Origin of the sequence: Brevibacillus panacihumi W25 (assembly GCF_000503775.1) — a bacterium.
Lineage (GTDB): Bacteria > Bacillota > Bacilli > Brevibacillales > Brevibacillaceae > Brevibacillus > Brevibacillus panacihumi_A.
On record NZ_KI629787.1, the window covers coordinates 143,446 to 168,355 of the forward strand.

At 47.2% G+C, this 24,910-nt stretch carries 29 protein-coding genes; 25 read left to right on the forward strand and 4 right to left on the reverse strand.

The window, feature by feature from the left end; translation table 11 throughout:
- The first annotated feature begins 69 nt into the window (after positions 1 to 69).
- From T458_RS54130 to T458_RS54160, 7 genes are all read left to right on the forward strand, one after another.
- A complete protein-coding gene (locus tag T458_RS54130; RefSeq protein WP_005834975.1) occupies positions 70 to 540 on the forward strand; it encodes a ribbon-helix-helix domain-containing protein in 471 nt (156 codons plus the stop codon).
- A gap of 692 nt (positions 541 to 1,232) precedes the next feature.
- The gene (locus tag T458_RS54135; protein ID WP_023555255.1) at positions 1,233 to 1,775 is read left to right on the forward strand and encodes a hypothetical protein; all 543 of its coding nucleotides are present in this window, start codon (positions 1,233 to 1,235) and stop codon (positions 1,773 to 1,775) included.
- 90 nt (positions 1,776 to 1,865) lie between these two features.
- Complete coding sequence (locus T458_RS54140) at positions 1,866 to 2,411, forward strand: hypothetical protein (RefSeq protein WP_007778580.1); 546 nt, start codon at positions 1,866 to 1,868, stop codon at positions 2,409 to 2,411.
- 80 nt (positions 2,412 to 2,491) lie between these two features.
- Positions 2,492 to 4,504, forward strand: coding sequence for a DUF927 domain-containing protein (locus T458_RS54145; protein ID WP_023555256.1), 2,013 nt, complete (start codon positions 2,492 to 2,494; stop codon positions 4,502 to 4,504).
- Between the two features lie 459 nt (positions 4,505 to 4,963).
- Positions 4,964 to 5,830, forward strand: a complete 867-nt coding sequence (locus T458_RS54150; protein WP_007786466.1) for a tyrosine-type recombinase/integrase — start codon at positions 4,964 to 4,966, stop codon at positions 5,828 to 5,830.
- A gap of 86 nt (positions 5,831 to 5,916) precedes the next feature.
- Positions 5,917 to 6,729 carry a hypothetical protein gene (locus T458_RS54155; RefSeq protein ID WP_005834985.1) on the forward strand — a complete coding sequence of 271 codons (813 nt, stop codon included), beginning with the start codon at positions 5,917 to 5,919 and terminating at the stop codon, positions 6,727 to 6,729.
- Positions 6,730 to 6,977: 248 nt separating this feature from the next.
- Positions 6,978 to 9,683, forward strand: a complete 2,706-nt coding sequence (locus tag T458_RS54160; protein ID WP_171819427.1) for an Ig-like domain-containing domain — start codon at positions 6,978 to 6,980, stop codon at positions 9,681 to 9,683.
- A gap of 53 nt (positions 9,684 to 9,736) precedes the next feature.
- Here T458_RS54160 and tnpC read toward each other — a convergent pair whose 3' ends face one another.
- From tnpC to tnpA, 3 genes are all read right to left on the reverse strand, one after another.
- Complete coding sequence (tnpC, locus tag T458_RS54165; protein WP_031306303.1) at positions 9,737 to 11,317, reverse strand: IS66 family transposase; 1,581 nt, start codon at positions 11,315 to 11,317, stop codon at positions 9,737 to 9,739.
- Positions 11,318 to 11,386: 69 nt separating this feature from the next.
- Complete coding sequence (gene tnpB / locus T458_RS54170) at positions 11,387 to 11,740, reverse strand: IS66 family insertion sequence element accessory protein TnpB (protein ID WP_023555259.1); 354 nt, start codon at positions 11,738 to 11,740, stop codon at positions 11,387 to 11,389.
- Positions 11,734 to 12,051 carry an IS66 family insertion sequence element accessory protein TnpA gene (tnpA, locus tag T458_RS54175; RefSeq protein ID WP_023555260.1) on the reverse strand — a complete coding sequence of 106 codons (318 nt, stop codon included), beginning with the start codon at positions 12,049 to 12,051 and terminating at the stop codon, positions 11,734 to 11,736. Before tnpA ends, tnpB begins: the two co-directional genes overlap by 7 nt.
- Positions 12,052 to 12,066: 15 nt before the next feature.
- Here tnpA and T458_RS54180 point away from each other — a divergent pair, with 15 nt between their 5' ends.
- The 5 genes from T458_RS54180 to T458_RS54200 all read left to right on the forward strand — a co-directional run bounded on the left by T458_RS54180 (position 12,067) and on the right by T458_RS54200 (position 15,535).
- Complete coding sequence (locus T458_RS54180) at positions 12,067 to 12,585, forward strand: hypothetical protein (protein WP_023555261.1); 519 nt, start codon at positions 12,067 to 12,069, stop codon at positions 12,583 to 12,585.
- A gap of 580 nt (positions 12,586 to 13,165) precedes the next feature.
- Entirely contained in the window at positions 13,166 to 14,005 is an 840-nt protein-coding gene (locus tag T458_RS54185; RefSeq protein WP_023555262.1) for an Rpn family recombination-promoting nuclease/putative transposase, read from the forward strand.
- A gap of 84 nt (positions 14,006 to 14,089) precedes the next feature.
- Entirely contained in the window at positions 14,090 to 14,299 is a 210-nt protein-coding gene (locus T458_RS54190) for a hypothetical protein (RefSeq protein ID WP_023555263.1), read from the forward strand.
- A gap of 59 nt (positions 14,300 to 14,358) precedes the next feature.
- Positions 14,359 to 15,234, forward strand: a complete 876-nt coding sequence (locus tag T458_RS54195) for a tyrosine-type recombinase/integrase (RefSeq protein ID WP_023555264.1) — start codon at positions 14,359 to 14,361, stop codon at positions 15,232 to 15,234.
- A 19-nt stretch (positions 15,235 to 15,253) separates the two neighbouring features.
- Positions 15,254 to 15,535: a hypothetical protein gene (locus T458_RS54200; protein ID WP_023555265.1), complete on the forward strand. Its 282-nt coding sequence runs from the start codon at positions 15,254 to 15,256 to the stop codon at positions 15,533 to 15,535.
- A gap of 1 nt (position 15,536) precedes the next feature.
- On the opposite strand, the gene T458_RS54205 is transcribed toward T458_RS54200, so the two are convergent.
- Positions 15,537 to 15,890, reverse strand: a complete 354-nt coding sequence (locus T458_RS54205) for a helix-turn-helix domain-containing protein (protein ID WP_023555266.1) — start codon at positions 15,888 to 15,890, stop codon at positions 15,537 to 15,539.
- A 197-nt stretch (positions 15,891 to 16,087) separates the two neighbouring features.
- Between T458_RS54205 and T458_RS54210 the strand changes: the two genes are divergently transcribed.
- The 13 genes from T458_RS54210 to T458_RS54260 all read left to right on the forward strand — a co-directional run bounded on the left by T458_RS54210 (position 16,088) and on the right by T458_RS54260 (position 24,773).
- On the forward strand, positions 16,088 to 16,576 hold the full coding sequence (locus T458_RS54210) for a hypothetical protein (protein ID WP_023555267.1): 489 nt from the start codon (positions 16,088 to 16,090) through the stop codon (positions 16,574 to 16,576).
- 51 nt (positions 16,577 to 16,627) lie between these two features.
- Positions 16,628 to 16,780 (forward strand): hypothetical protein, encoded by a 153-nt coding sequence (locus tag T458_RS57395; RefSeq protein ID WP_023555268.1) that lies wholly within the window; start codon positions 16,628 to 16,630, stop codon positions 16,778 to 16,780.
- A gap of 86 nt (positions 16,781 to 16,866) precedes the next feature.
- Positions 16,867 to 17,307: a hypothetical protein gene (locus tag T458_RS54215; RefSeq protein WP_252989886.1), complete on the forward strand. Its 441-nt coding sequence runs from the start codon at positions 16,867 to 16,869 to the stop codon at positions 17,305 to 17,307.
- Positions 17,304 to 17,549 carry a hypothetical protein gene (locus T458_RS54220; RefSeq protein ID WP_023555270.1) on the forward strand — a complete coding sequence of 82 codons (246 nt, stop codon included), beginning with the start codon at positions 17,304 to 17,306 and terminating at the stop codon, positions 17,547 to 17,549. Before T458_RS54215 ends, T458_RS54220 begins: the two co-directional genes overlap by 4 nt.
- Positions 17,550 to 17,620: 71 nt before the next feature.
- Positions 17,621 to 18,100, forward strand: coding sequence for a JAB domain-containing protein (locus tag T458_RS54225; protein ID WP_023555271.1), 480 nt, complete (start codon positions 17,621 to 17,623; stop codon positions 18,098 to 18,100).
- Positions 18,101 to 18,102: 2 nt separating this feature from the next.
- Positions 18,103 to 18,429 carry a DUF960 family protein gene (locus T458_RS54230; protein ID WP_023555272.1) on the forward strand — a complete coding sequence of 109 codons (327 nt, stop codon included), beginning with the start codon at positions 18,103 to 18,105 and terminating at the stop codon, positions 18,427 to 18,429.
- A 44-nt stretch (positions 18,430 to 18,473) separates the two neighbouring features.
- Positions 18,474 to 18,611 (forward strand): hypothetical protein, encoded by a 138-nt coding sequence (locus tag T458_RS57400; RefSeq protein ID WP_023555273.1) that lies wholly within the window; start codon positions 18,474 to 18,476, stop codon positions 18,609 to 18,611.
- A 149-nt stretch (positions 18,612 to 18,760) separates the two neighbouring features.
- Positions 18,761 to 19,240 carry a ribbon-helix-helix domain-containing protein gene (locus T458_RS54235; protein WP_023555274.1) on the forward strand — a complete coding sequence of 160 codons (480 nt, stop codon included), beginning with the start codon at positions 18,761 to 18,763 and terminating at the stop codon, positions 19,238 to 19,240.
- Positions 19,241 to 19,750: 510 nt separating this feature from the next.
- Positions 19,751 to 20,320, forward strand: a complete 570-nt coding sequence (locus tag T458_RS54240; RefSeq protein ID WP_023555275.1) for a hypothetical protein — start codon at positions 19,751 to 19,753, stop codon at positions 20,318 to 20,320.
- Positions 20,321 to 20,403: 83 nt separating this feature from the next.
- Positions 20,404 to 21,066 carry a hypothetical protein gene (locus T458_RS54245; RefSeq protein WP_023555276.1) on the forward strand — a complete coding sequence of 221 codons (663 nt, stop codon included), beginning with the start codon at positions 20,404 to 20,406 and terminating at the stop codon, positions 21,064 to 21,066.
- Between the two features lie 183 nt (positions 21,067 to 21,249).
- Complete coding sequence (locus tag T458_RS54250; RefSeq protein ID WP_023555277.1) at positions 21,250 to 23,061, forward strand: DUF927 domain-containing protein; 1,812 nt, start codon at positions 21,250 to 21,252, stop codon at positions 23,059 to 23,061.
- Positions 23,062 to 23,126: 65 nt separating this feature from the next.
- Positions 23,127 to 24,023 (forward strand): tyrosine-type recombinase/integrase, encoded by an 897-nt coding sequence (locus tag T458_RS54255; protein ID WP_023555278.1) that lies wholly within the window; start codon positions 23,127 to 23,129, stop codon positions 24,021 to 24,023.
- Positions 24,024 to 24,035: 12 nt separating this feature from the next.
- Positions 24,036 to 24,773 carry a hypothetical protein gene (locus T458_RS54260; protein WP_023555279.1) on the forward strand — a complete coding sequence of 246 codons (738 nt, stop codon included), beginning with the start codon at positions 24,036 to 24,038 and terminating at the stop codon, positions 24,771 to 24,773.
- The last annotated feature ends 137 nt before the right edge of the window (positions 24,774 to 24,910 follow it).

A 24,910-nucleotide genomic window follows, 5' to 3' on the forward strand; every position in this document is an offset into this window, starting at 1 on the left:
GGAACAGTCTGATAAAAGTCGACATTCACGACGATTTTTCCGTCGACCTGAATAACGGAGGGATGAAAGATGTTTGAACGACCTACTGGGAATCTGCCCCTGACAGAAGCACAAAAGCGAAATGAACGGGATTCGATTACGCACGGCATTAGCTGGAGTTCAGTACCTGGACATGTAGATGAGAACGGCGATGATGCGGGAATCGAGTTCGACTGGGAAGAAGACGTCGAAGTGGAAACAGTACACGAAATCTCCTCCCCGCACCCGACTAAAGGGGAGCACGGACAGGCTAGTTCGGATCGACCGTTCTCAAAAATCGGCGATTTCCGTTTGCCCGACCATCCATACCCTGGCTTGCGCAAAAGACCGGAATTCGATAAACAGCACAAGAAGCTGACCATTTATGTGGATCGGGAACTGATGGGAACGCTTCACAAGCTGAAAAAACAAAGGTACATTCGCAGCTACAGCTGGCTGATCACCGAGGCCATCCAGTTTTACCTGCGAGAGAAGCGGGAAGATAACGAAATCAACAAGTAGAAAAGAAAATGTGAAATCTTAGAAAAAGAGGGTTGATAGGACAGGAAACATCTGCTAGAATAACTACTAAAGTTGAATATCCCACATTGGAAGCCTCTGCTGGAACGGCCACTGAGCCAATTCCGTGTGCAAGCTAACTCAAGTCAGTAAGCCGGACAATAACCGCGTGCGAAGTCCGTATCTAGACGCCAAGCAACAAGGGGAATCTTTGGAAGAGCATAACTGCTCTAGGTCTGTTTGACCTGCTCAAAAAGATTCTTGTTGTTGAAGGGCGTCTTTTTTCTTTGCCAAAAAGCGCCCGCGCATCGGGGGGACAGTTACAAGCTGTCCAATAAGCATTCAACTGAATCCGTTGCACGAAAGGAGGATCAGTTGGCATGTTACTTTCTGTGGTGTAGTGCCCCTGGGTAGGTACCTTGTCGGGGACGCATCAAACGCAGTTGTCTCAAGGGTTCGCGGCGAGCGACCCTTGAGACCCTTCCAAAACCGAGAGAAGTAGTTCGGGTTTGAAGAGAAAAGACATAGGTTCTTTTCCGTACACGGTATCGCCGCTAGTATCGCAGGTTCGGAGCTTTGTTTCTGGGTAAGGGTTGTTATCCGTATTGCTGGCTTGATCTGGGACGGCGAAGCCTTGAGCGTGTCGCGGAGATGCGGATGATGACCATGCATGACAGAGAAAGGGGATTCTACACATGGCAAACCAAATGAACTCAAAACCAGAAATGGCATTTGTAAGCAATCTCTCCATTGAGTCGGTTTGGATGGTTTATCCGAACAACAAGGAAGTGGAGCGAAGCTATCCCGAGGGGTTAGACGGGATGTCCACGGCTTTTCACGTCAGACACAATGTTTATTACGAGAAACTGCGCAATGACGACCTTCCCCTGTTCGATGGGACGATACCGTCGGTTCAAGTTCTTGAGTCAGTTGGCGAGCTTGGTACCTCTATCACCGCCAGGTGGAGTCTGCGGGAAAACGTAGGCTTTCAGACAATAAGACATCGGGCAAACTTCCTCAAGAAATTGGAGACAAAAGTCCGTCATCTCGGGTACTTCGATGTGATGGAAAGTGACTTTTCCCTGAAAGACACCATTGGGCAATTACTTCAGCTCTACATTGATGATGTACTGAAAGAGGAGAAACTGCTCAGTCAGTCTGTTGCAGACAAAGGATATGATTGTTGGTTGGTTTCTGCGGATGAACCACCTATACTCACTACTTTATCGCTCTCGTAAGGGCGCGAATTTGGTGATTTACGATCAGATCATGGCGGGTCAACACGTTCAATCAAGCTGCACAAATACAAAGTGAAGGAGTATGTACACATGGAAAACATGATCAATACTGAATTGGATATGGACATCGAAGATATTGAAACTATTGAAGACGTTGAAGACGTTGAAGAAGTAGCAGAAGTAGAAGAAGTTGCTGATTCCGACGATGATTTTGATCAGGATGAATCGGATGACGATCATGAAGACGTAGATTTGTCTGATATTACACCGTCCGTATGCCATCAGCAGGGTAGATCGGTCGGAAAAGCAGGGGTTATGTCGATTGTACATTCCAAAAACGGCATGAGGGTCGCGCTGAGTCAGGAGTTGATGGAGCGGCTTCATCATCCCAAAACCGTTCAGATCGGATATGGTGAGGATCGGATTGCCGTTTCAGCGTATCTCGGGGATCAATTTACCTCTTACTCGATGAGAGAAAGCGGTACGAAAAGCATTATCTACCGCAGCGAACTGGTTAAGCAAATTACCGATCGTTATGATCTGGACTTTAGCAATCGTACGTCCATTACCTTCTCCGATGTGACATACAAAGGGCAGGGGAAAAATACGGTCGCGTTCATTCATGTGAAGGAGTAGTAGTAGTGGATACCAAGGGAGGGGGCTCCCCTCTCCCTTCTATACAAAATTTCCGACGATTAGACGAGGAGGATTACCAGATGAGCTTTGATCAATTTCCCAAAACAAACCGCCAAAAAATTAACCGTGCCAATGAAGTCACCGAGTTTGACCTGGAAGTGGATATGGAAGTGGATATAGAGGTCACCGAGGATTCAGACCTCGATGAAGATACTCTTGATGTTGATCAGGAGCCAGCAGAGGTATCTTTACCTGCCGATGAAGTGGATGACTCGGATGGACAATCCCTGCCGCTTTCTGCATCTGTACCGCTGTCTAAAAGGAAAACGAAGTCCAACTGGCCCCATTCCTCCGGCGAGCTTCGTTACGGCGAATTTGTGGGGCGTGGCACTGACTTGTATATATTGCAAACGGACAAGAGTGGAAAATTGAAGGAAAAGCGGTTTGCAAATTTGGTGTTTATCAAAGAAACCCAACAGAACATTGACGACGGGATGTACCAGATCGTATTACGATATTGGTTTATAGATCAGTGGCATGAGTTGACGATAAAGAGATCCCAGCTTCAAGTAAACGAATTAACGAAACTACTCGATTATGGTGTTGATGTACCTAACCATAAAGTCCGTCACATTGCAAAATTCTTGTCTTTACAAGAGGATGGGGCACCATTAAAAAAAGTTCATGAGAAGCTTGGGTGGGCGGATCATGATGGGGCTTTGGTTTATAAACATCAGCAGATTATCGGCTCCAATCTCCCGTATTCCTCTGAATATGCTGGAAAATTATCGATTCAAAACGGAACGTATGAGGGATGGAAGCAAGTCATTGAGCAAGAAGTACTGGGGCATATCCCCCTTGAATTTGCGTTGGTATGCGGCTTTGCTTCTCCGCTGATTTCTCTCATTGCCCGGTTCGTCGACATCGAGGTGCTTTTGTTTCATCTCTTTGGCGATACGTCAAGAGGGAAGACATCTGCAATGCGCGTCTTTGTCTCACCATTTGCTCTCCCTTCGAAACAGGAAGGAGGGATCATTTTTCAATGGCTTGGCACCAAAAACGGGATGATGGCCCAGATAGCGGACAAGCATGGTATTCCTATCGCATTTGATGAAGCGTCCATGAACCGAATGAAGGACTTCACGGACATTTTGTATCTATTGGCCGAGGGACGCGAGAAAGCACGGATGACGAAAGAGATTGAGGAGCGTAAACGCGCATCTTGGAGTGGTATCGTGTTTTCAACTGCGGAACACTCGCTGAAATCAAAGTCAAACCAAAACAGTGGGTTAATCGTTCGGCTACAGGAAATCGGTAACGTGGAATGGACGACTTCTCCGGAAAATGCAGTCGAAATTAAAAACGGATTGCAACAAAACTACGGTCATGCCGGGCCCAAGTTTGTCGAATATCTTCTACGTGAAGGCAAGGACCACATCATTGAACGTTGGAAAAAATGGTCGAAGATTTGCTACGAAAAAATGGAGAGCAAAGATGGCTTGTCCGCGCGTATGGCAGACCGATTTGGGCTCATCCTGGCTACGGCTGAATTGATGAATCAATTGTTTGATTTTCAGGTAAACATCGACGGCATTCTTCAGTTTTTGCTGAAAATCGATCAAGAGAATATCGAAAGTCGAGATCTCGGCGAGCGGGCGTACCAGTACCTGAAGCAAAAGGTAGTTGAATTTCAGGCGCATTTTAACATGGAGGGGGCTCCAGCCATTCGAGATTGCATGGGGAGCATTACTCGCAAGCCTGGCAAAGGGGTCGAAGTCGTGATCATGAAAGAGCCATTTCGCAGGCTCGTGCATGAAGGTGGATTCGATGACAGCTCTGTAGTGCTTCAAAAAATGAAGGCCAAAGGTTATTTGGATCACGAAGAAAAAAAGCTGACAAGAAAACGGAAGGTTGATCCCGACAAACCACGCCTTGATGTTCATATTTTCTTGTTTGACGATTCTTTGCTGGAGATGCTGAAAAGGGCACCACTCCCTTCTCCATTCGTTACCAGCAAAACAAAGCCAGTCGGTATACGAAGTACGGATGATGCAGAGGATTACACAGAGGTAAATGTGACGGATCTGGATTAACTGCAGCCGTGTAGGGACGCGTCCCACTACCCTGACCCGTCCGGTGACGTGCAAATTAGATGTCTCCCAAGGGTTTTGTTTCCCTGACCCACTCGACCCACCTTGTTTGCGAGTGTCATTGAAAAAAAGATCCCAAAGCACGTTCTCGTTCGGTTTGGAAAGATCCCGTACCTGTACAGATCCCTCGAGATGAGCGAGACAGCCTTGGGCGGTTGGTTTCCAGCGGAAAAAAACAGATTGGAAAAGAGCATTTCACTTCAGGCAAATTCACAAAAAAATGTATGTTTATCAGAAAAAAATGATTGGGTCTCCTGGGTCGCGGGGTGTCTTTCCTTGACACGCAAGGCTTCGCCGCGACCCAGCGTGGGTCGATGCGGTGGGTCGCGTCCCACAAAAAAACGTCTTGAAATCTTTTACAGTTAGATATTATTCCTATGAAGAATATAAAGGGAGAGTGACATGATGTACCTGTTTACTGAAGTCGTCCAGAAATTTCTCCAGCACATGCAAGCGATTGAGCGGAGTCCTGAAACAATCAGTGGCTACTCCAAAGATTTAGAGATGTTTACTCGTTTTATGGAAAAAAGGTACAACGGGGCTTTTTACATCGAGGAGGTGAAGGTTAGTGACTTGGAGTCGTTCCTGGAGCAATTGCAAAGGCAAGGGCAAGCACCAGCTAGCCGTTCAAGAAGATTGTACACGCTTCGTTCATTCTTTGACTATGCCTACAAGAAGGAGTTTGTGAAGCGGAATATAGCGCTTTCTGTGGAACCGCCAAAGTTACAGCAAAAGGAGCGGACGCATCTGTCTGAATCCGAAGTCATGCAACTGGTCGATGCGATTGAACACCCGCTTATCAAACTTGTAGTCTTGACCTTGTACTACACAGGGCTGCGTATTTCTGAATGTCTGAATTTGACGTTAGACACAGTAGATTTAGACGAGAAGAGGATTCGTGTCATTGCGGGAAAAGGGAACAAGGATCGTACCGTTCCGATCTCGGACAAGCTACTTCCCTTATTGGTCGAATATGTTAAAAAGCAGCGGCCAAAGGTATCGTCCAATTACTTCTTTGCCACAGGCAAGACGGGAATGCTTTCTCCGGTATATGTGAACAGGGTGCTTGGCGAAACTGTTACCAAACTGAAGTGGAAAAAGAAAGTGACGGCACACATCCTGCGACATAGCTTTGCCAGCCAACTGGTGAAGAAGGAAGTGAACCTGGTCAAAATCCAGAAGCTGTTGGGGCATTCATCATTGAAAGTGACCAGTATTTATACGCACAGCAACATTGAGGAACTGTGCGAAGCAGTTAATGTATTGTAGGTAAGCCTGCTAGACGGGGCCCTCAGCCCCGTCCTTTTTTCCAGCATGTAATTTTCACTATATAATAAGGAAAGGATGCGTGTTGCATGTCATTACCAGAGGATAAAAAACCAGTTTACGACGAACGAGTGAACGCAATCTTGCGTGGATTGGCGGAAGGAAAGTCCAGGGATGAATTGGCCGCAGAGTTCGGGTACAAAAACTACAAGTCACTGGACATTTACATGAGGCGCAAAAACTTTATTTGGGATAGGGTCAAACAGACGTACGTCCCAGAGTTTAGTCGTGTGGATGTAAAGTCAATCCATTCAGCGATTGCTTCGTCACCGAAGGTAGCTAGTGTACTTTCCTTCTTTGAGAAGGAAGGTGCTGATCCAGTGGTAATCGCAAAGCAACTGGGTTTTTCTGACCATCGGGAAATGGCGGACTACATGAAGGGTAAAGGGTACGAGTGGTCGACGGATAAGAAAAATTATGTTCAAAAGATTGGGCTCATTGAAGAAACTGGTGTCATTAATCGCGGACAAACAATGGTCGTATCAGGGGAAGCTGGGACTGGAGTTGAACCACCGATGGGTGTATCTAGTTACGATCAGGATGCCGGGGAAGTGGATTTCACTCGTTTTCTTCCACTTCTTGAGTTGATGGAGAGAAACAAGGAAAAGCTGTTTCGATTAATCCTGCCCGGCCCTAATGGAGCAAAGCTACCAAGATACATGGTTCCTGGGATACTTACGTCAAAAACGATTCACGTACCAAATACGTTGGACAATCTGGTCAAGGAGTATGCGAAGGAGAAAAACATCAATCAACGCGACGTTTTTGAAGTGGCTTTGATTGACTTCTTTCGACGGTACGGGTACGAGCGGGAGATTGACACGCTACTAGGGGAAAGGTGAGGACTGTGGGAAGCGGCAGCGCTGTTCGAAGAGGTTCGAGGTTGCCGTTTTCTTTTTTTCTTCGAGCGTGAGGCGAAAAACAACGAGTGGGAGATGCTCTACAAAAAACGAGCAACATGGGACTTGTTGGCCAAGACAACGAGCAAACCCCTTGGGTTGCTTGGGGAGCGCCTCTCTTTTTGTGAAAATGGGGTGGAAAACTGTCTTTGGGAAATGGTTGATTCCACTTTCTCGTGGTTTCCTTTCTTTTGCAACTTGGTGACTCCATTTTCTATCGTTCTACAAATGGTTGTGCAACACGTTTTGCAAAATCCTTGAGCCGCTTGAGGTTTGTTTCTGAAAATTCCGCCAAATTTCCAGGTTGGGGTTGTGCTATTAACGGTATTCAAGTTAAAGTAACTTTCTCTAAAGCTGTAGATCGTATCTCTGCTGAGAAAACTGCTAACTACACTGTTACTGGTCTCGAAGGAGCTAAAGCAGTATCTGGTGTTCAGTTGCTTAACGAGAAGGAAGTTCTCCTTACTCTAGGTGCTGCATTGAACAACGGTAGCGAGTACACTGTTAAAGCATCCAAAGAAATTAAAGATGCTGCAGGCACTAAGCTAGGTGTAGATGTTGAAACCAAGACGACTCTTAACGATGTAACTATCCCAACTGTTACTGAAGTTAAGTCTCTGAGCACTAGTCAAGTACAAGTAACATTCAGTGAGCCTGTTAAAACACTGGGTGCAAGTGTTAACTCTTCTGTAGAAATTTTCCCAGTAAAAGCTGATGGTACCGAGGATACTGCTCTGCCACACGTTGCTGCGGCTACTTCCAGCGAAAACGGCAAGGTATGGATCATTACTTTGAATGCAGGTAGTGAACTGAAACCAGGCACTAAATACAACGTTTATCTCAACAAAGATCGCCAAGTTGTTGACTATGTTGGTTATGTTGCAGCTGCTGCAAAAGTTGAACTGAGCTACTCTGCTGACGTTACAGTTCCACAAGCTTCTTCGCTTGATGTACTGGGTCAAGAGTATGTAATCGTTAAATTCAACAAGCCTATCAAAACCTTCAATGCATCTAATGTTTATTGGAATGTAGATGGTTCCGAAAGCAACAACTCCAACGTAGGTCAATCTTTCGAGAAAATTGATGCTACTACTTTCAAAGTGAAATTCAACCTGATTCCTGGAGGAGAAAAACACTTCTTCGTTAAAGGCGCAGAAGATTTTGCTGGTAACGTAGCTCCAACTGCTAAGTTCACGAAGACTATCGTTGATGCCATTACACCTGCTGTAAGTGCAATCAAATTGGTAGATTCCGATACTTTCAAGGTTGAACTGAACGTTGAAATCGCTGATGCAACAACAGTGTTTGCTGACGATGCATCGACAGCTGATAAGACAAAAGGTCGTGCTTTCTACCCAATCACTGACAAAGACGGCAATGCTGTTCTTGTTAAGAGTGTAGAATATGGTAAGAAGGCTGATGGCACTGACGATCATGCTGTACGTTTGATCAATGTTTACAACCCGCTTGCTCAAGGTAACTACACTGTTAAAGTAACCGGTCTGAAAGATTCGTTGGGTCGTGTACTGGCTGACAAATCCGAAGTAATCAACGTAGCTAACATGCCAGGATTGGTAGCTGGTGCAACTGCATCCGCTGCAACGGGTACACAAACTAAGGATCAAATTCTTCTGAACATCAACGAAACTACTTCCGCTTCTGTATCTGAAGAGTCTCTTCTCAACACAGCTAACTGGATCGTAACTACTCCAGTAGGCACGAAGAGCTTCGCTGAAGTAGCTGGAGCTAAAGTTACAAAGGTTAGCTCTGAGTTGTATATCCTTGAAGCAGACAAAGGTGCTGTACGAGTAACTAGCCAAATTCAAGCAGTAGGTCTTAAAACTGCTGATGGAAAAACTGTTGCTCCGTTCACTGCTACTCCAGTTGCTGCAACAGCACTTGATCTCGGAAGCAACGATTTCGTAGCGTCTACTACTTTGACTAAGAAACAAGTAACTATCAAAGTAAACGGACTGCTCGGAAATGTTAATCCAGCAGATTTCAGACTCTTTGAGAACAACGTAGATCAAACGGCTAAGTATGTTCAGTCCGTAACATTTGCGAACAGCACTGTTAAAACTGCCAATACATCTACTATCACTATCACGCTGAAAGAAGACTTGACCCTGACAAATGCATATGGTCTGAAGGTCGCTGCTAGCAACATCGGTACCAAGGACATTTTTGGAAACAAACTTGTTGCTAACTCTGGTCTGATTCTGCAAGATACAACAAGTGCTGCAATCTCTAACGCATTTGTAGCTGATGCAGATACAGCTGGAAACGTAATTAAGGTTGCGTTTGATAAGGATGTGACTGCGTCCTCTCTTAACAAAGCAGACTTTAAAGTTAAGACTTCCAAAGGTACCGAGCTGACAGTTGATTCTGTAGCTAACACTGGCGATGAATATGCTACCATCACTCTGGATGCTGGCACTGACATCCCTGCTGGTGAAGAGGTAACTGTAGAATTCAAGAAAAACCTCTCCACTGCTCTGGTAACTGATGGTTCTGTAACTACCAGCTCCTTCAGAATCACTGGTGTAAGTCTTGACAAAGGTGAAAATCCTGCAATCATCGAAGGCGACGAGTCCATGACTATCACCTTCAACAAAGCAATCAACCCTGATGTGGTTGCTAAGATTGCAGCAGGTGACTCCGGAGTAACCGCTACTGCTATCACAACTGCGTTTGGTGCCTTGACGGGTGATACTCTCTTTGGTACTGACCCAGCTAATACTTTGGAGTATGATGTGGATGGTAACACAGTAACCATCACCTTCTCTGGCTTAGTAGCTGCTGATACTGCTACTGCTGCACCAGATGCTCCACTGAGCTTCACTCCAGATGCTGACGCAGAATTGGCTGATGGTACAACTGCAATTGAATCTGTGTAAGCGTCAAATAGCCCACACCTTGTCGCCAAGATGTGGGCTGATCTATGCTGGAATCAGGATTTGAGCATACGACAGGTCAAGGGTAGCGATGGAGACCAAGGGAGCAAGCTGTCCAACGCTTCCGGATTTTTCGGATCGGAAAGCTGTGGGAGTTGCTCGAACACGTACATCAAGTATTTGAAGGGATTCAGTCCATTCTCTTTCGCCGTTTCTATCACGCTGTAGATGATCGCACTGGCCTTTGCACCGCGTGGCGTATTGGCGAACAGCCAGTTCTTTCTTCCGATCACAAAAGGCTTGATGGAGCGCTCACTGCGGTTGTTATCGATCTCCAGTCGCCCGTCCTTCAAGAACGCCGTCAGCTTGTCCCATTGATTCAAGCTGTAAGCAATCGCCTGTCCAAGCAGACTTTTCGGCAAGGTACGGGATCGCTGCTGGCGCAGCCATGCCAAATAAGCATCCAGAACAGGGCGACTGCGCTCCATCCGGATGGCATAGCGTTCCTCCCGGGTGGCATCCTTGCATTCTCGCTCAATGGTAAAGAGCTGATTGCAGAACTGGAGTCCCTCCCAGGCTGCCGTTTCGGTTTTGTCCTGCGAAGCAGGCAGCGCCTTCAGCGCCTCGTCGTATTTGCGGCGCGCATGTGCCCAGCATCCGACCAACGTCACACCGGACACTTTGTGGTAGCCAGGGTAACCGTCCACGTGCAGGTAGCCGTTGAATCCCGCCAGAAACTTTCGGGGATGTTCGCCGCCGCGCGTTGGCTGGTAATCGTACAGAACGATGGGCGGTCCCATGCGTCCAGTTCGGTACAACCACAGATAGGACTGTGCTTGCGCTGACTTGCCCGGTTCACACAGCACCTGCAACGTGGTTTCGTCGGCATGCGCGATGTCCTGGTTCAGCAAGTGCTCGTGCATACGGTTTGTCAGTAACGAAAGCCACTGCTCTGCCCCGTAGATCATCCAGTTCGCAAGCGTCTGCCGCGAGAGGGTGAGACCCAGACGAGCAAACTGCTGCTCCTGTCGGTATAGCGGCTGGCTGTCCACATACTTCTGGCTCATCACATGCGCGAGGATCGAAGGGGAAGCCAAGCTTCCCGGATAAACGGGCTTTGGCATAGGAGCCGTCACGATGGGCGTGTGGATCTCCTCACGCTCGCAGTGACGGCACGCATACACCTGACGCACATGGCGCAGCACTTTCACTTCCGCTGGAACAACCGTGATTTCGTTTCGCGTCTCCGTACTCATCACATGAAGCATACCGCCGCAGCACGCACAAACTTGTTCAGCCTCCGGCAACTCATACAGGATCGTTTCCACAGGAAACGAATCCAGCTTGGCCTCGCGGCTGCCAGCCGTCTTCTTGCGGCTGTACGTGACTGTCTCGATAGCTGGTTCCTGTGAGACAGGGGTCGCCAACACTTCCGCTTCGTTAAACAGCTGTAGTTCCAGTTGATCCGGATGCGTCTTCTCGCTTGAAGTGCCGAAGCGCTTCTGCTGGGCAAGTCGAAACTGCTCTTCGTACCACTTGAGCCTGGCTGTTAGCTCCGCATTCTGCTGCTGAAGTTTGGCAAGCTGCGCTGCATATTCTTCGGTTGTAAGGGTGGGGAAATCCGCTCGATTTTTCATTCTTTTTCTTTTCGCCAAAGAGCTTCATATTCCCTGCCAAAAGGTGTTTCGAAACCACAAACAGTTGCGTTAGATGACCGTGCGGGCTGTGACTGGTGGATGCGCTTGCCTCTGGCTCAGTGAAAGTCCATCCAGCAGCCAGCGCAGCTCACGGCTGGAGACCGTTACCGGTTCTCCATTGCCCGTTGGCCACTGGAACGTACCGCGTTCAAGACGGCGGTAGAAGAGCCAGAAGCCGTTATGCTCCCAGTACAGGATCTTGAGCTTGTTGCGGTCACGATTGCAGAACACAAACAGGCACGGGGAGAAGGGATCCAGCCTGAAGCCTTCTTGCACGAGCGCTGCCAGACCGTCGATGGATTTTCGCAGATCGGTGAAGCCACAAGCCAGATAGACCCGATCGATCTGGAAGGAGTTCAGCATAAGGCCTGGAGCGTCCGAACTACGTCGGACAGGAGTGTGGGATTGTAGCCAGGACGGATTTCAATCACGGCCGCACCTACTTTGACCAGTAACGGAGACTCTGTGTTCTCCTGCGGTTTGTCCACGTTGACTTCCACCCACTGCGGTGGACGGACAGAGGATTCTTTTGAATCCCGAAATTTTCGCAGCCAATACCATAGCTGTCTGGTGGTAACTTCATTTTCCGCACACCATTTCGCGGCGGTAAGACCGCTGGCCCGATAATCCTTGATTCGTGCCTCCCACTGCGTACAGAGACCCGTTTTCTTCATCTACATCCTCCTCGCTTGATTCTGAGGAGATTATCTCAAAGTGCGGTCTGTAATTTAAGGTGGGATTTATTTGACGCTTACGAATCTGTTGACGGTATTCCGCTTATCCTGAACCTTGCTGCGGTTGATAACATCAATCCAGCTGGTCTGGTTGTAGATAAGGAAATCAACCTGCAGTTCGCGCCTAATAGTGATTCCTTCACTGTTAACAACAACTTTGGTGGAGAATATGCAGAAAACGCTGCTGCTTCTATTCTTGACGATGCTCTGGTAGATCTGGGAGATGTTAACGTGACATCTGACACAGACTTGACAGCAGATGCTGGTGTTAAAACCTTTACTGCTGAAGTACTTGAGAACAATGTAATCAAGTTGACCGCTACCGGTAAAGCTGCTGCTGTTGCTGCAGACATTCCTGTAGAGTTGACGATTACTGATGAAGCTACTGGTGTTACTAAGACCATTACCGCAACAATTAAAGCAGATGCTGGTACTACTGTTGACCGTGCACTGACAGTCGTATTGAGTAACTAACTTTAGATCTCAAAAAGAGCCCAACTAATTAGGGATCGGTGCCTGTCACCACCCGAAAAATGTCGAAAGGGTCTGTCTCGAAAGAGGCAGGCTTTTTCCTTTTGCTTGGATTTATTGCAATAAAAATCACCTCTATGCACAGAAAAAGAGCCCATAAGGGCTCCTATCCTCCAGGTAAGGGATTGGGTGCCTGTCACCACCCGAAGAATGTCGAAAGGGTCTGTCTCGAAAGAGGCAGGCTTTTTCACTTTGTTAAGGAACTCACTGAAAAACTTTCTGCTAGCTCACTACATTTTCTTTCCCGTCACATGCCCACCAGCAACTTCCCAGCCACGACAAGAAAACGTGACAACTTCCCTTCACTGTAAACTATAAAGAATGCAGTCAGCCGCCGATTTTTGGTAGCTGGCTTTTTTCAGTTCAAGGAGAGATCAGCAATCCGGTTTTATCAAGATTTCAATACTATATTATTAATAGGAATATGTCTGAAAGGAGGCTTTGGCTGGAGTGTCTGAAAAGCATTCCGGTGGTATAATAAATATAAAAATATATGACGTACGGAACAAGGGAGAGTGATGGCGTGACCAAACGAATGAATCCCATCGTCGATTTCGTGTTCAAGCGGATTTTTGGTACTGAGGAAAACAAAGACCTGTTGCTGTCTTTTCTCAACGCGACGCTAAAGCCAGAGGAAGGAAGTCAACTCAAGGAGATTACATTGGTTGACCCGCACATCAACGCCGATCAGGTTGGCGACAAGGCATCCATCCTCGATGTAAGGGCGAAAACGAAGACAGGTGAACAGATCAACATCGAAGTACAACTGCACAACAAGTACGACATGGAGAAACGCTCCCTGTACTACTGGGCAAAGATGTACGAGGGACAATTGGCAGAAGGCGAGCCGTACCGGAACCTCAAAAAGACGGTCACAATCAGCATCATCGACTTTGAGTACCTCCCGACAGACAGCTACCACAGTGTGTTTCGGTTGCGGGAAGATGAGGAAGGATTCGTGCTAACTGATGATCTGGAAATCCATTTTCTTGAATTGCCAAAGGTAGCAGGAGTGCATCAGGAAACCAGCGATTTGCTGGTCAAGTGGATGTTGTTTTTGAAGGCAGAAAGCAAAACGAAACTGGAGGAATTGGCGATGAGCGAACCGACGATTCGTAAGGCGGTCAATGTGCTTGAGTTTCTAAATCAGGATAAAGAAGCCCGTAAATTGTATGAGATGCGGGAAATGGCATTGAAGGATGAGCTCAACATGATTGAAGGCGCAAAGGCAGAAGGCGAGCGTCAAAAGGCAAAGGAAGTTGCCAAAAATCTGCTAGCGATGGACATGACTGTTGAAATGGTTGCAAAAGCAACGGGATTGCCAACGGAAGAAATCGAAAAACTGAAACAGCAGCTTCACTAAACAGCAGCTCTCACAATCAGCCCTGTGTCCAATCAATAGATGCAGGGCATTTTACGTTCAAAAAAATCAAAGGAGTTGTTGTACATGCTTTTCCCGAACCTACCGACCAAAACACTAGGAGGGAGCTTCTTCTGGGACACCCTGGACAGGAAAAACGGCTGGAAGCTACAGAAAAACCTCATCACCGAGCATTACCGCATTCTTGATCCAGAGAATGTCCGTCAGGCATGGAGTCCAGATGAGTCATCCATCTGGCGTACCTTTCGCAAGTTTACGTCCGTAAGCCGAGACTAACACGCCCTGCGCCCATCAAAAGGCAGCAGGGCATTTTTGCGTTTCAGGAGGGAGAATGAATGCAGCTAATCGAGGAGTTTGAACTGTTCCTTTTAGAAAACGGGATTGCGCCAAAAACCATCGAGTCGTACGTTGGCGACGTAAAGGCGTTTTGTGCGTTCCTGACAGGAATGGGAGTGGAGCAGCTCGCTGACTTGAAACGATTCTACGTCTCCAGCTACAAAAACCACCTCATGGAAAACAAGTACGCAGTGGCCACCATCAACAAGAAAATCAATTCGCTACAGGCGTTCAACCTGTTCCTGATCGACCGTAAGCTGACCACTGAGCAAGTCGTCACGCTGCGCAAAGACAGGATCAAGGTGGCCGCAGGAAGCGAGGGTGTAGTAGAGGTGTTTTCGGAGCAGGAGGTCAACCACCTGCTCTTTTTCGTCCAGGACAGGAGTAAAGTCATCCTGCGTAACCACCTGATCGTTTGGCTGCTACTGTACACAGGGGTACGTGTGAGCGAGCTTTGCGGCATCCAGCTTAGTGACTTGGACTACCTCACAAATACACTTCGGGTAACGGGAAAGGGTGGCAAGTACAGGGAGATTCCGCTTCGGCCTGATCTTGTGGATCTGATTAAAGAGTACATCCGAACAGTACGGCAGGAAAACAAGCATCGGGACAGTCCCTACCTACTGCTCAGTCAACGAGCCGAGAAGATGCACAAGGACGCGGTCAACACGCTGCTGGAAGGCTTGGAGAAGCAGCTCGGCTTCAAGCTGTACCCGCACAAGTTCCGCCACACCTTCTGCTCCCGCTTGCTCAAGAGAGGCGTGCCACTCACCACCGTCTCGAAACTTGCCGGACACGCTCACATCCAGACGACGGCGCACTACTACATCAACACCAGCAGACAGGACAAGGAGCAGGCTGTAGCCTTGCTGTAAATGAATCAGGAGGGATTCCATGAATAGCGTACAGGATAAATATGAAGAGCTTGTTGGCAAGGAGGATACGCTGATACGGGGTACAAGGACATGCGAGAAAGCGTTGTATCTCTTAAAGGATGAGCTACTGTACAAACAACGGGGAGAAACATGCCAGGATACACTCAAGGAAGTGTGCGAATGGATTCAACAGCGGGAAGAAAAGCTGCGCAGGGAGATTTTTGCGGTACGCTGGGAAATGACCGTTCTCGCCTGCCAATTTCCCTCGGCAAACAAACAAGCGGAAGAAAGTCCACTGTGACTTACTTCCGCTTTTCTTCTTCCCAAGAAAAAACCGTTTTCATCAACGCTAAAACAAGGGCTTGGTCGGCCACAGGACGTTCAGAGAGCATGACGACAATTTGCCCAAGAGGGGTTTGAACATCGAGCGGATCAACGGAATGCAGGAGCTGCTCCAAGGAAGTCCCAAGGCTGCGGGCAATTTTCAGCAGGGTTTCGAGGGTAAGGTTCTTCTCTCCCCGCTCAATTTGACCGATGTAGTTGGTGTGCAGTCCAGAGCGCTCACCGAGTTGTTCCTGGCTGAGCCCCTGTTCCAGACGGAGACTGCGGATACGTTCACCTAGCATTTTTGCAAGTTGTTTCGTGCTCTCTTCCATTTGGTACCACCTCTAGTCAAGCGTACTAGAGGGTAAAAACCATTTACACACACTATAAATAGTAATTGACTACCAATTAACATCTATAAGATAATATAGGAAGATTCTACTAGATTCGATGAAATCATCTATGTTCCGACAACTAATGAAAAAACGTTTAGATAGGCCAAAAGTCATCAAGGGAGGATGTACAAGGAATGGGAGCAGGTAAAAAGATCCTCAACGGCATGAACAAATTCTACAGCTTCATGACGAGTCTGGGGATCATCGTCCTAGCGGTGTGGTTCATCGCTTCATGGATGGGAGTAGATGTACAGGGGAAAATTGAAGAAGCTGTTGAACCAGGCAAAAAGTATGTGGAGGCCATTAAAGCTAGTTCGCTCCAGCAATACTCGACCGAACCACTGGGTGAGGTGCTAGAGTACTTGCACTCGGAGCCAAAGTGGACGTTCAGCGAATCGAACGGGAAGAAATTCGTAGAGTTTTCTGGTTTGTACTACTCGGAAATGGAAAACTACGAGTTGCAACTCAAGTTCGAGCTTTTGGATAATGGCACCTTTGAGGTTTCCTACGTGGCAGTAGACGGATTTCTTCTTGGAAACATGGAGGCTGTCATGTTTTTGAGGAAAACCTTCAATGATTACGATACCATTCGTCAAGCGACTAGCCAAATTAATAATAGTTAATCATCGCCGGTAACAAATGAACGCAAATACAAAGTGAAGGGGAAAAAGAAAATGATTGTAAAATGGGCAATTGGCGGAGCTGTGGTTGGTGCCATCTACTGGATGTTCAACTCTAGTGACATTGATTTCTTGGTGTCCGTGGCTTTCGGTGGCATTGCCGGAGTCGCCATTCGGAAATGGCTGTTCCGTACTTTCTGGCAATAATCAATCAATTGATTTTCCAACGAATAACGGGGATTTCCTTCTGCTACGGCAGACAGGGAGTCCCTTTTTCATTTCTGGAGGGATTAATGATGCGGACAATCAAAACCATTCAGGATGTACGACTGCTGCGACAGGCGCGGGTGTTTTCATATGCGTTTACTTCCTACTTGAAGGAAGAGTTTTCCGGACTAAAAGAAGCTTTTGACTTCGACGGTTTGGACGAAGATTTCACGTTGGACATGTACGGCTTCATGGTTGTCTTGGAGAAAGGCGACAATCTACGGGATTTGTCCGTGGTGGGACTGGAGCGCAAACGTGAAGGTTTACTAGGAAGCCTGCCGGAGTTTGTCGAGAAAGTGGAACGGAACGGAGAGTGCTGGTACAAGGTCGTGGTCATTTACACCAATGAGTACGGGATGGTCTTTTACCTTCCTCTTGAAGTTGTAACGGACGATGAAATGAAAACCTGGCTGGAAGAACAGGCTGAAAGAGATGCTATTTTTCAAGGGACGGGGGAAGGAAGATGAACAAAGAAGAGTTGATTCGGGAGTTCAAGCGGGAGTTAAAAGGAGGATACCCGCTGTACCTTGAAGATAGACGCATCTTGTATGTCATGAACGGACTGCTGTTCATTCGGAAAATCGAGTGTGAAGGCGGAGAAATTCAAGTCAACATCGACAGAGTGCGGGTGATACTGGACGAACTGGCGAATAAACGCATTCGCGAAATGAAAGAAGCGATTGAAATACAGCGATTTCTTGAGGAGTAGTTGAAAAGACAATGAACTAGGAGCTCGCTGTTTTGGGGAGTCCCTTTTTCTCAGAAATGGGAGGAGAACATATGAACGATACGGTGGTAACTGAAACAGGACATACACCAGCTAAGCGAGTCAGCATTGTCTCGGTAAAAATGGTACGGGAGTCTAGTCTCCTGTACCCGCAAAGACGAATCAGAATGGCTAGCGATGCTGCAGGACTATTTCGGCAGTTTCTGGATGCAACGGATCGGGAACAGTTCTTGTTGCTCTGCCTGAATACCAAAAATGAGCCAACAGCTATTCACACGGTTTCAGTTGGTTCACTGGATGCTTCCATCGTACATCCCCGTGAGACATTTAAGATCGCGATTCTCTCCAATTCGGCATCCATCATTGTAGCGCATTCCCATCCGAGCGGCGACCCTACTCCCAGCAGAGAAGACATTGAAGTAACAAAAAGACTTCAAGAAGCTGGTGAACTGCTGGGCATCACTGTTTTGGATCACATTGTGGTGGGAGTAGAGGGTGCCTACGTAAGCCTAAAGGAAAAGGGGTACATGTAAAGATGGAAGCGCGGAAAATGTTTTCAACGGACAGATACGTGACACGTGGGGTCAATGAAGTCGTGCCGATTGAATTACAGCGGATGCTGTGGAGCATCCTTGAGAAACGGCAGGTACGGGGAGATCAGTTGGATCACCTCCAAATCTTTGAACTTTCGGCTGAATGGGTAGACGGGGAGCCGTTGCAGAAGGTACTGAACCGACAGGAACAGCCTTTCCATGAGGAAGTGATTTACGTGGATCATACCGAGAATCTAGCGATCGGAGTTACGGTTTGGATCATCGATTCAGGGACGTACAGTACAGCTTTACTACCGGAGGAATACTGAGGCGGTAAACGCGAAACACCACATTTGGAAAGGAGGAATCAGGCATGCATCCAGTTCTTCAAGCTGTGATCTGGGACATAGCGGAACGAGTCCTTGATGGAATGAGTAGGGACGAAGCCATTGCTCAGGTAGCGAACGAGCACGGGCTTCTTGCGGAAGATCTACACACATTGTTGCAGTAAACGGATGAGTCCCGGCTGGTACAGTTGCCGGGATACATGGGCAGACAGTGTTTGCCCTCTTTTTTTTGCTTTCACATACATAGAAACATTTTCATAAAGTCGACGTCGACGTCGGTGTCGACTACAAAAAAAGTCATGGAGGGAATACCATGTTTGAACGACGGAAACGGAATTGGAACCTTACAGGGACACAAAATAGTAACCAACAAGAAGGAGCTACACATGGAATCAACTGGGGGAATGAACACCACGTAAACAATGACTGGGTTCCAGACAAAAGTGAAGGCACGGAAATGGAAGATGGCTGGGAAGAAGAGGATGCGGATCTTTTTGTACCAGCAGAAGAGAGTCGCAGCAGACGAAATCCAAAGGGCCAGTCTAGGCAGGGCTTTTCAGAACGTGAAACGTCAAAAATCACTGGAATTGCTCATGCCTCCCCTTCCTACCCTGGGTTGCAAAAACGGCCCGATTTTCATGAGCAGCATAAAAAGCTAACGGTCTACGTGGATCGAGAGTTGATGGATACAATGGAAAAGCTGAAAAAGGAGCGGTACATCCCCAGCTACAGTTGGCTGGTAGCGGAAGCTATCCACCACTATCTCAATAGAATCGGAAACAAAGTTGAATAGATGTAGCCGTTCCTTCCCAGTTGTTAGGATGGAATAGTTAATTTTCGTTATCGAAAAAAAGTACTTGAATTCTGTGTAAGTGACGTGATATAGTTTGTTTACAAATAAATACCTCGACAAAAGGCAGCCCCTGCGGGAATACATGTATTCCGGGAAGCAAGCTAACAGTCAGTTAATACGGACAGTAACCAAGTACGCAGTCCGTAACGAGACGCCCATTAACACGAGGAATTTTTTCAGAGCCGTTGTGCTCACAGGCTTATTTAAGTCTGTACGAAAGGATTCTTGTTGTTAACGAGCGTCCTTTTTGCGTCTCCAAAAAGGAGCTCGACAATCGAGGTTTTGATAGTCAGACACTGACTAAAAATGATTCAGCTGTTCACTAATACGGAAAGGAGGAGCATTTCAGGGGCACTTATGTTTCTCCCCCTTCTTTGTTCAATCTTGGTTTCTTGACAAAAGCATGCAGTAGATTCACTTGTTCAATCCAGGGATATGGAGGTCAATAATATGGTTCACAATAAAGTGATTTTGACGGTTTCGGATATTGAGTTGATTCATGAGATGTGCAATGGGAAAATTCCTCTCTACCAAATAGCTGCTAATTTTCAAACGTATAACGGGACTTTACTAACTGACTTTGCAAAGGAAGAAATAAAAGAGGTGTATCAAGCGTTTATAAATCGGCTAAGTGCGCTCGAACTACCTCCAAATGAGGCGTTTATCTCTGATGATGGCATTACAGCACACTGGTATCCGCCATTTCCTTTTTTCTTCGAAAACCCAATTGATTTCTACAATTTACTTGAAAACTTCCAAAGTTACCTGAATACGTTTGGTTTCACGAAAGGGACTATTATGGACCTTACATGGGATGATCAGGCGAACAAACTGACCAACGAGGAAGCTCTCTACCAAAGATTGTTTGGGGTAAGTATTCAAGCTGAAAAACTAGAATATAGCCATATTACAGATCAATTAAGCAACCATCGATCGAAATTGTGGCGTTCCATTTTGGTATATGACTTTAGATCAGATAAAGGCATTACAGGTGATCCTTTTCCCAAAGGGTTCTACTAAGCACTTAGTGTAAAGGAACTCAATTGCATGTCACCGATTTTTTCAAATCCAATCACTGCACCAGAAAAATGGAGGTAATGTTCATGAAGAATCAAGTAAACAACCGCATTCAAGCAAAAGCATTCGGAGTTCAACATCCAGTGGTAGTACCAAAGGTGGGGCAGGAAGCAATGAGGGATCAGGATTTGGCTATGGGATCTTTAATGAAATTCGTTGACCAGTACCTCGTGGAAGAGAAGATGAAGGCCAACTACCTCGTTGAAATGTTCGATGATTTTCATGATGAGGATTTGAACGAGGCATTTAACGAGGCAGTCCAGTACTTCCATAGAAATTACCGCCCGTTCATTGAAGTCCATTTCATGGATTACAAGGGACAGCCTGTTGATCAACTGACCTCCGAACAACGTTTAGTAATGATTGCCGAGCTCCAACAGGCACTGAAGGAGCTCCCCTTGGTTCCGCTTACCCTTATGTATGATCCCGAATCCCTGACAGCCGTTTGGGAGATACCGGAAGCAAGAAGGTTCCTCTCTGAGCAAGAGTTTTACAAAATGCGTGATAACTTTCTCAAGATGCTCATCAGCATAGATTTTAGCACGCCTGTCCCCACAGAAGATTACTATGATAGCGAACTGAGGTACCATAGTATCCCGATGATCAAGCTATACCATGATTACCAGAACAAGATAAAACCCTTGCAAGATTTTGATCAGATTTGTGGAATCGAAGTTTGCGTCAGATAAGTGATGCTTCTGGTGGATCCAGGCACGAATAGTAGCCAGAAAATGGAACGAATCCGATTTCAAGTAGAAATTATATATATGTGACCGTTCGGAATGGTATCGTTCCTGATGCCGTAGGGGTGACATGTATACCAGTAAACCAGGGGAGGGTACTCCCCTCCTCCCCCTGGAAAGGAGTCAAACATGACAAGCCAACCGAAAAAGTCATCCCACCGCATCCACATTACGGAAGAAGCACTCAAAAATAGCCAGACCTTTTCCTTTGGGGATTTCACCGTAACTAACAAGGCGCTGTTCCTGAAAAAAACAGACCAGAAAACGGGCGAAGAAACCATTACGAAAGTCTGCGAGCCGTTGTTTATCAAACAGACGGTACAGAACCTGGACACCAAGGATGTGCATCTTGATCTTTGCTACAAGTTCAAGGGAACATACCAAGAGCTTCGGATCGGGATGGGTCAGCTCGTTCCCAGTGAGCTCATCAAGCTCATGGGCAAGGGCGTCGACATTCCACATGAGTTTGTCAAAGTGATTGCCACCTACTTACGTGAGCAACAAAAACGTGCCCCGCACAAAGCTGTTTTCCATCAAGTGGGCTGGCATCGTGACAACCAAAAGCAGCTCGTTTTTCGCCATCACCGCATCATTTCCGCCAACGACACAGTCAAGGCCATCAATGACAATGAAAACGGCAACTACAATTTAAAGCCCAAGGGCGACCTCGCCACATGGTTGAAGATGGTTCGGGAACATGTGATCGGATACGCACCACTGGAATTTTTGTTGTCTGCTGGTTTTGCTTCACCAATTGTTGGCTACCTTTCGTACCTGTACGATGACGTGGATAGTCTGATCATTCACTTAGGTGGAAAAAGTACAAAGGGCAAAACAACGGGAACTTTTCTTGAAGTTTCGATCTTTGGCAAGCCTTCCTTCAAAATGAAGGGGCTTGTGAAATCGTGGAATGCAACGAGCAATTCGATGATCAATATGCTGGGGGGTAACTTCGGAATCCCCGTCGTCCTCGATGAGTTGTCCATGAGTAATGAAGCATCCTTGACCAGTATGTTGTATGTGTTGGCATCGGGCCAGGAAAAGGGTCGCCTCACAGATACCATCCAACAACGCAAACAAGGGCAGTGGGCGTTGGTCGTCCTTTCCACAGGGGAGCTGTCCATTTTTGAACGAACCAATCATAATGTCGGCTTGACTGTCAGAGCCTTCGATTTCAAAGGCATTGAGTGGACCAAGTCAGCCCCCCATGCAGATGCGATTCGGGAGGTTGTCCAGCACAACTACGGTCATGCTGGTGAAACATTTGTACGATACCTGTTCGACCAAGGGCTTGGCATCATAGACGAGACATGGCAGGAGTGGCAGGAACGCTGTGCAGAAGTTTTGCCGGATACGCCATTTCGTACACGGATCGCAAAGAAGTACGCCATTCTCCTGACAGCGGCAGATTTGGCCAACCGAGCGTTGGATCTCAATCTGCGTCTTGACGCCATCCTTGATTTCCTTGTCCAACAGGAGGAAGCCATCAGTGGGGAGCGCGACATTGGTTTGAAAGCATGGAAGCTGATGGTTCAGCTCATCATCCAGCATCAGAGCAATTTTCGCATCGAAGGGGTCTACTCCAATCCAATCAATTGTTGGGGCAAAATGTTCCCGCAGGGGGCCAACACCGAGGTGGCTTTCCTCAAGCATGTCCTGGAGCAGCAGTTGAAGCAACTAGGATTTGAGGATACAAAGGGCTTGATTCGAGAATGGAAAGAGAGGAAATGGCTCGTCACCGAAAGTGATCGATCTACGATGCGTACACGGATTTTTGATGAGTCGGAACAACAGGAGCGAAAAAAAGCGCTTGGTGAAACACCTCCCAAAAAGCAGGAAGATACGACGTACAACCTAAAAATCCCGAACGAACAGCTAGAGGGTCTTGTCAGAAGGGGCAGGCTGCCAGATGAACCTGCGCTTGATGAAGAGGACGTGTAAACGGGGAGGGGAGCTTAGTCCTCCTTTCTCAACCACTTTCAACCCAAAACAAGGAGGATACGGACATGAAAACGATGATTCCCATAGATAGCATGTTGTTCACACAGGCCATTCCGCTCTTTTTGGATTGGCTCAAGGCAAGGGGAATGCGAGAAGAAACCTTGCGGGGGTACAAGATGGATGTGAGCCAATTCCAGAGATGGTTGTCGGATCGCTCGAATGGCCCTGTGTTTGTCGACGAAGTCATGTTTCCCCAAGTGGAAGCGTTTGTCGAATACTTGACCAACGAACGAGACTGTAAGCCGAGAACGGTCAACCGTAAGATCAACGCCTTGTCTACCTTCTTTACTTGCTTGAAGAAAAAGAAGCTGGTAAAGGAAAATCCGGTCGATGACGTGGAAAGGGTAAAAGTACCGGAATTTGAACGTACCTACCTCAACAAAGACGAGATCGAAGCCATTATTCAGGCCATCAAGCACCCAGTCATTCACCACTTTGCCATGATGATGGCTCACACAGGCATTCGGGTCAATGAATGCATCAACCTCACGCTGCGCGACGTGAACCTGGAGGAAGGGTTTGTCCAAGTGATTGATGGTAAGGGCGGGAAAAACCGTCGTGTGCCGATGAATCAGAAGCTGATTCAGCACATGAAGGAGTACCTAGCCAAATACCGCCCTGCTACCGATTCTCTCTTCTTCTTTGCCCTCAAGAAAACGGGAACAGTGAGTGAGCAGTACGTCAATCGGCTGTTGAAGGAAGCTTACCAAGAAGCGGGCATCCCCAAACACGTCACTAGTCACATCTTGCGCCACTCGTTTGCCAGCTACTTGGTCACAAAGGATACCCATGTGGCGGTCATTCAACGCCTGTTAGGACATGAAAACATACGGACTACCTCAAGGTACCTGCATGTGCAGCAGACCGATCTGGCAGAAGCCGTGAACCGCATTGATTTCTAAGGAGGAATAACCATGACCATGTTTGATCCCAGCGTATACGACGATTCAAAAATCAAAACCACGCTTGCTTTGCTGGCAGAAGGCAAAAGTAAGCAAGAAATCACCGAGCATTTTGGACACAAAGGGTGGTTTTCAATCGACCAGTACTTCCGCAGAAGGGGGATGCGTTGGAACGGTAACACGTTTGTTCCCGAAGAAGATGAAACTACGTCAGCAGCGGAAGAGTCTCGTTTTTTGAACAGCAAAGCTGGACAAATCATTCGTCAACTGAGCCAAAGCAATGCCAACATCCGTCAGGTAGCCATCAAGCAAGGGTTTGCCACCGTCGACGAAATGGGCGACTACATGAAGGGGCAAGGGTACGTTTGGAGTAGTGAGCAAGAAAACTACGAGTACAGTGAAAGCCTCTCCACCAAGAAAAAAAACGAGCAAACGGCGGCAGTACAGCTACCTTCCAAGTCAGCAGACGGCTTGGAAGACTACCAGCAGCTGTTGGCCTACCTCTTGTCCAAGCAGAACAAACTGTTTGACCTTTTGGAAACGGAGAACGATGGAACCCTGCCTCGGTACAAGTTTCGAGGAGCCAAGGCCAACAAAACGCTTGGTTTCCCGACCTCGCTGATGACTCTCCTGAGCGATTACAGCAAGGAGTTTAATGTCACCCAACGTGTAATCATTGAGGTAGCTTTGGCCGAGTTTTTCAAGAAGTATGGGTACGAAGAACAATTGAGCAGTGTGTTGCAAGCGTAGCGGGGAGCGGGAAAACCTCCCCCGCTTTTTTTGTTGTCAGGTCAAGGGTTCCCCGCATTTCCCGTTTTTCCGAACAGAAAAAGGCTGTCCTAAATAAAGAAACCAGATGTCTCCCACAGTATGGAGATAGTCAGTTA

Coding starts and splice junctions, on each gene's coding strand:
- T458_RS54210 (WP_023555267.1), top strand. CDS start 16,088: ATGGGAGCAGGTAAAAAGATCCTCAACGGCATGAACAAATTCTACAGC.
- T458_RS54135 (WP_023555255.1), top strand. CDS start 1,233: ATGGCAAACCAAATGAACTCAAAACCAGAAATGGCATTTGTAAGCAAT.
- tnpC (WP_031306303.1), bottom strand. CDS start 11,317: ATGAAAAATCGAGCGGATTTCCCCACCCTTACAACCGAAGAATATGCA.
- tnpA (WP_023555260.1), bottom strand. CDS start 12,051: ATGAAGAAAACGGGTCTCTGTACGCAGTGGGAGGCACGAATCAAGGAT.
- T458_RS54260 (WP_023555279.1), top strand. CDS start 24,036: ATGACCATGTTTGATCCCAGCGTATACGACGATTCAAAAATCAAAACC.
- tnpB (WP_023555259.1), bottom strand. CDS start 11,740: ATGCTGAACTCCTTCCAGATCGATCGGGTCTATCTGGCTTGTGGCTTC.
- T458_RS54130 (WP_005834975.1), top strand. CDS start 70: ATGTTTGAACGACCTACTGGGAATCTGCCCCTGACAGAAGCACAAAAG.
- T458_RS54215 (WP_252989886.1), top strand. CDS start 16,867: ATGATGCGGACAATCAAAACCATTCAGGATGTACGACTGCTGCGACAG.
- T458_RS54255 (WP_023555278.1), top strand. CDS start 23,127: ATGAAAACGATGATTCCCATAGATAGCATGTTGTTCACACAGGCCATT.
- T458_RS54145 (WP_023555256.1), top strand. CDS start 2,492: ATGAGCTTTGATCAATTTCCCAAAACAAACCGCCAAAAAATTAACCGT.
- T458_RS54200 (WP_023555265.1), top strand. CDS start 15,254: ATGAATAGCGTACAGGATAAATATGAAGAGCTTGTTGGCAAGGAGGAT.
- T458_RS54240 (WP_023555275.1), top strand. CDS start 19,751: ATGGTTCACAATAAAGTGATTTTGACGGTTTCGGATATTGAGTTGATT.
- T458_RS54150 (WP_007786466.1), top strand. CDS start 4,964: ATGATGTACCTGTTTACTGAAGTCGTCCAGAAATTTCTCCAGCACATG.
- T458_RS57395 (WP_023555268.1), top strand. CDS start 16,628: ATGATTGTAAAATGGGCAATTGGCGGAGCTGTGGTTGGTGCCATCTAC.
- T458_RS54245 (WP_023555276.1), top strand. CDS start 20,404: ATGAAGAATCAAGTAAACAACCGCATTCAAGCAAAAGCATTCGGAGTT.
- T458_RS54230 (WP_023555272.1), top strand. CDS start 18,103: ATGGAAGCGCGGAAAATGTTTTCAACGGACAGATACGTGACACGTGGG.
- T458_RS54155 (WP_005834985.1), top strand. CDS start 5,917: ATGTCATTACCAGAGGATAAAAAACCAGTTTACGACGAACGAGTGAAC.
- T458_RS54205 (WP_023555266.1), bottom strand. CDS start 15,890: ATGGAAGAGAGCACGAAACAACTTGCAAAAATGCTAGGTGAACGTATC.
- T458_RS57400 (WP_023555273.1), top strand. CDS start 18,474: ATGCATCCAGTTCTTCAAGCTGTGATCTGGGACATAGCGGAACGAGTC.
- T458_RS54195 (WP_023555264.1), top strand. CDS start 14,359: ATGCAGCTAATCGAGGAGTTTGAACTGTTCCTTTTAGAAAACGGGATT.
- T458_RS54235 (WP_023555274.1), top strand. CDS start 18,761: ATGTTTGAACGACGGAAACGGAATTGGAACCTTACAGGGACACAAAAT.
- T458_RS54250 (WP_023555277.1), top strand. CDS start 21,250: ATGACAAGCCAACCGAAAAAGTCATCCCACCGCATCCACATTACGGAA.
- T458_RS54190 (WP_023555263.1), top strand. CDS start 14,090: ATGCTTTTCCCGAACCTACCGACCAAAACACTAGGAGGGAGCTTCTTC.
- T458_RS54220 (WP_023555270.1), top strand. CDS start 17,304: ATGAACAAAGAAGAGTTGATTCGGGAGTTCAAGCGGGAGTTAAAAGGA.
- T458_RS54140 (WP_007778580.1), top strand. CDS start 1,866: ATGGAAAACATGATCAATACTGAATTGGATATGGACATCGAAGATATT.
- T458_RS54225 (WP_023555271.1), top strand. CDS start 17,621: ATGAACGATACGGTGGTAACTGAAACAGGACATACACCAGCTAAGCGA.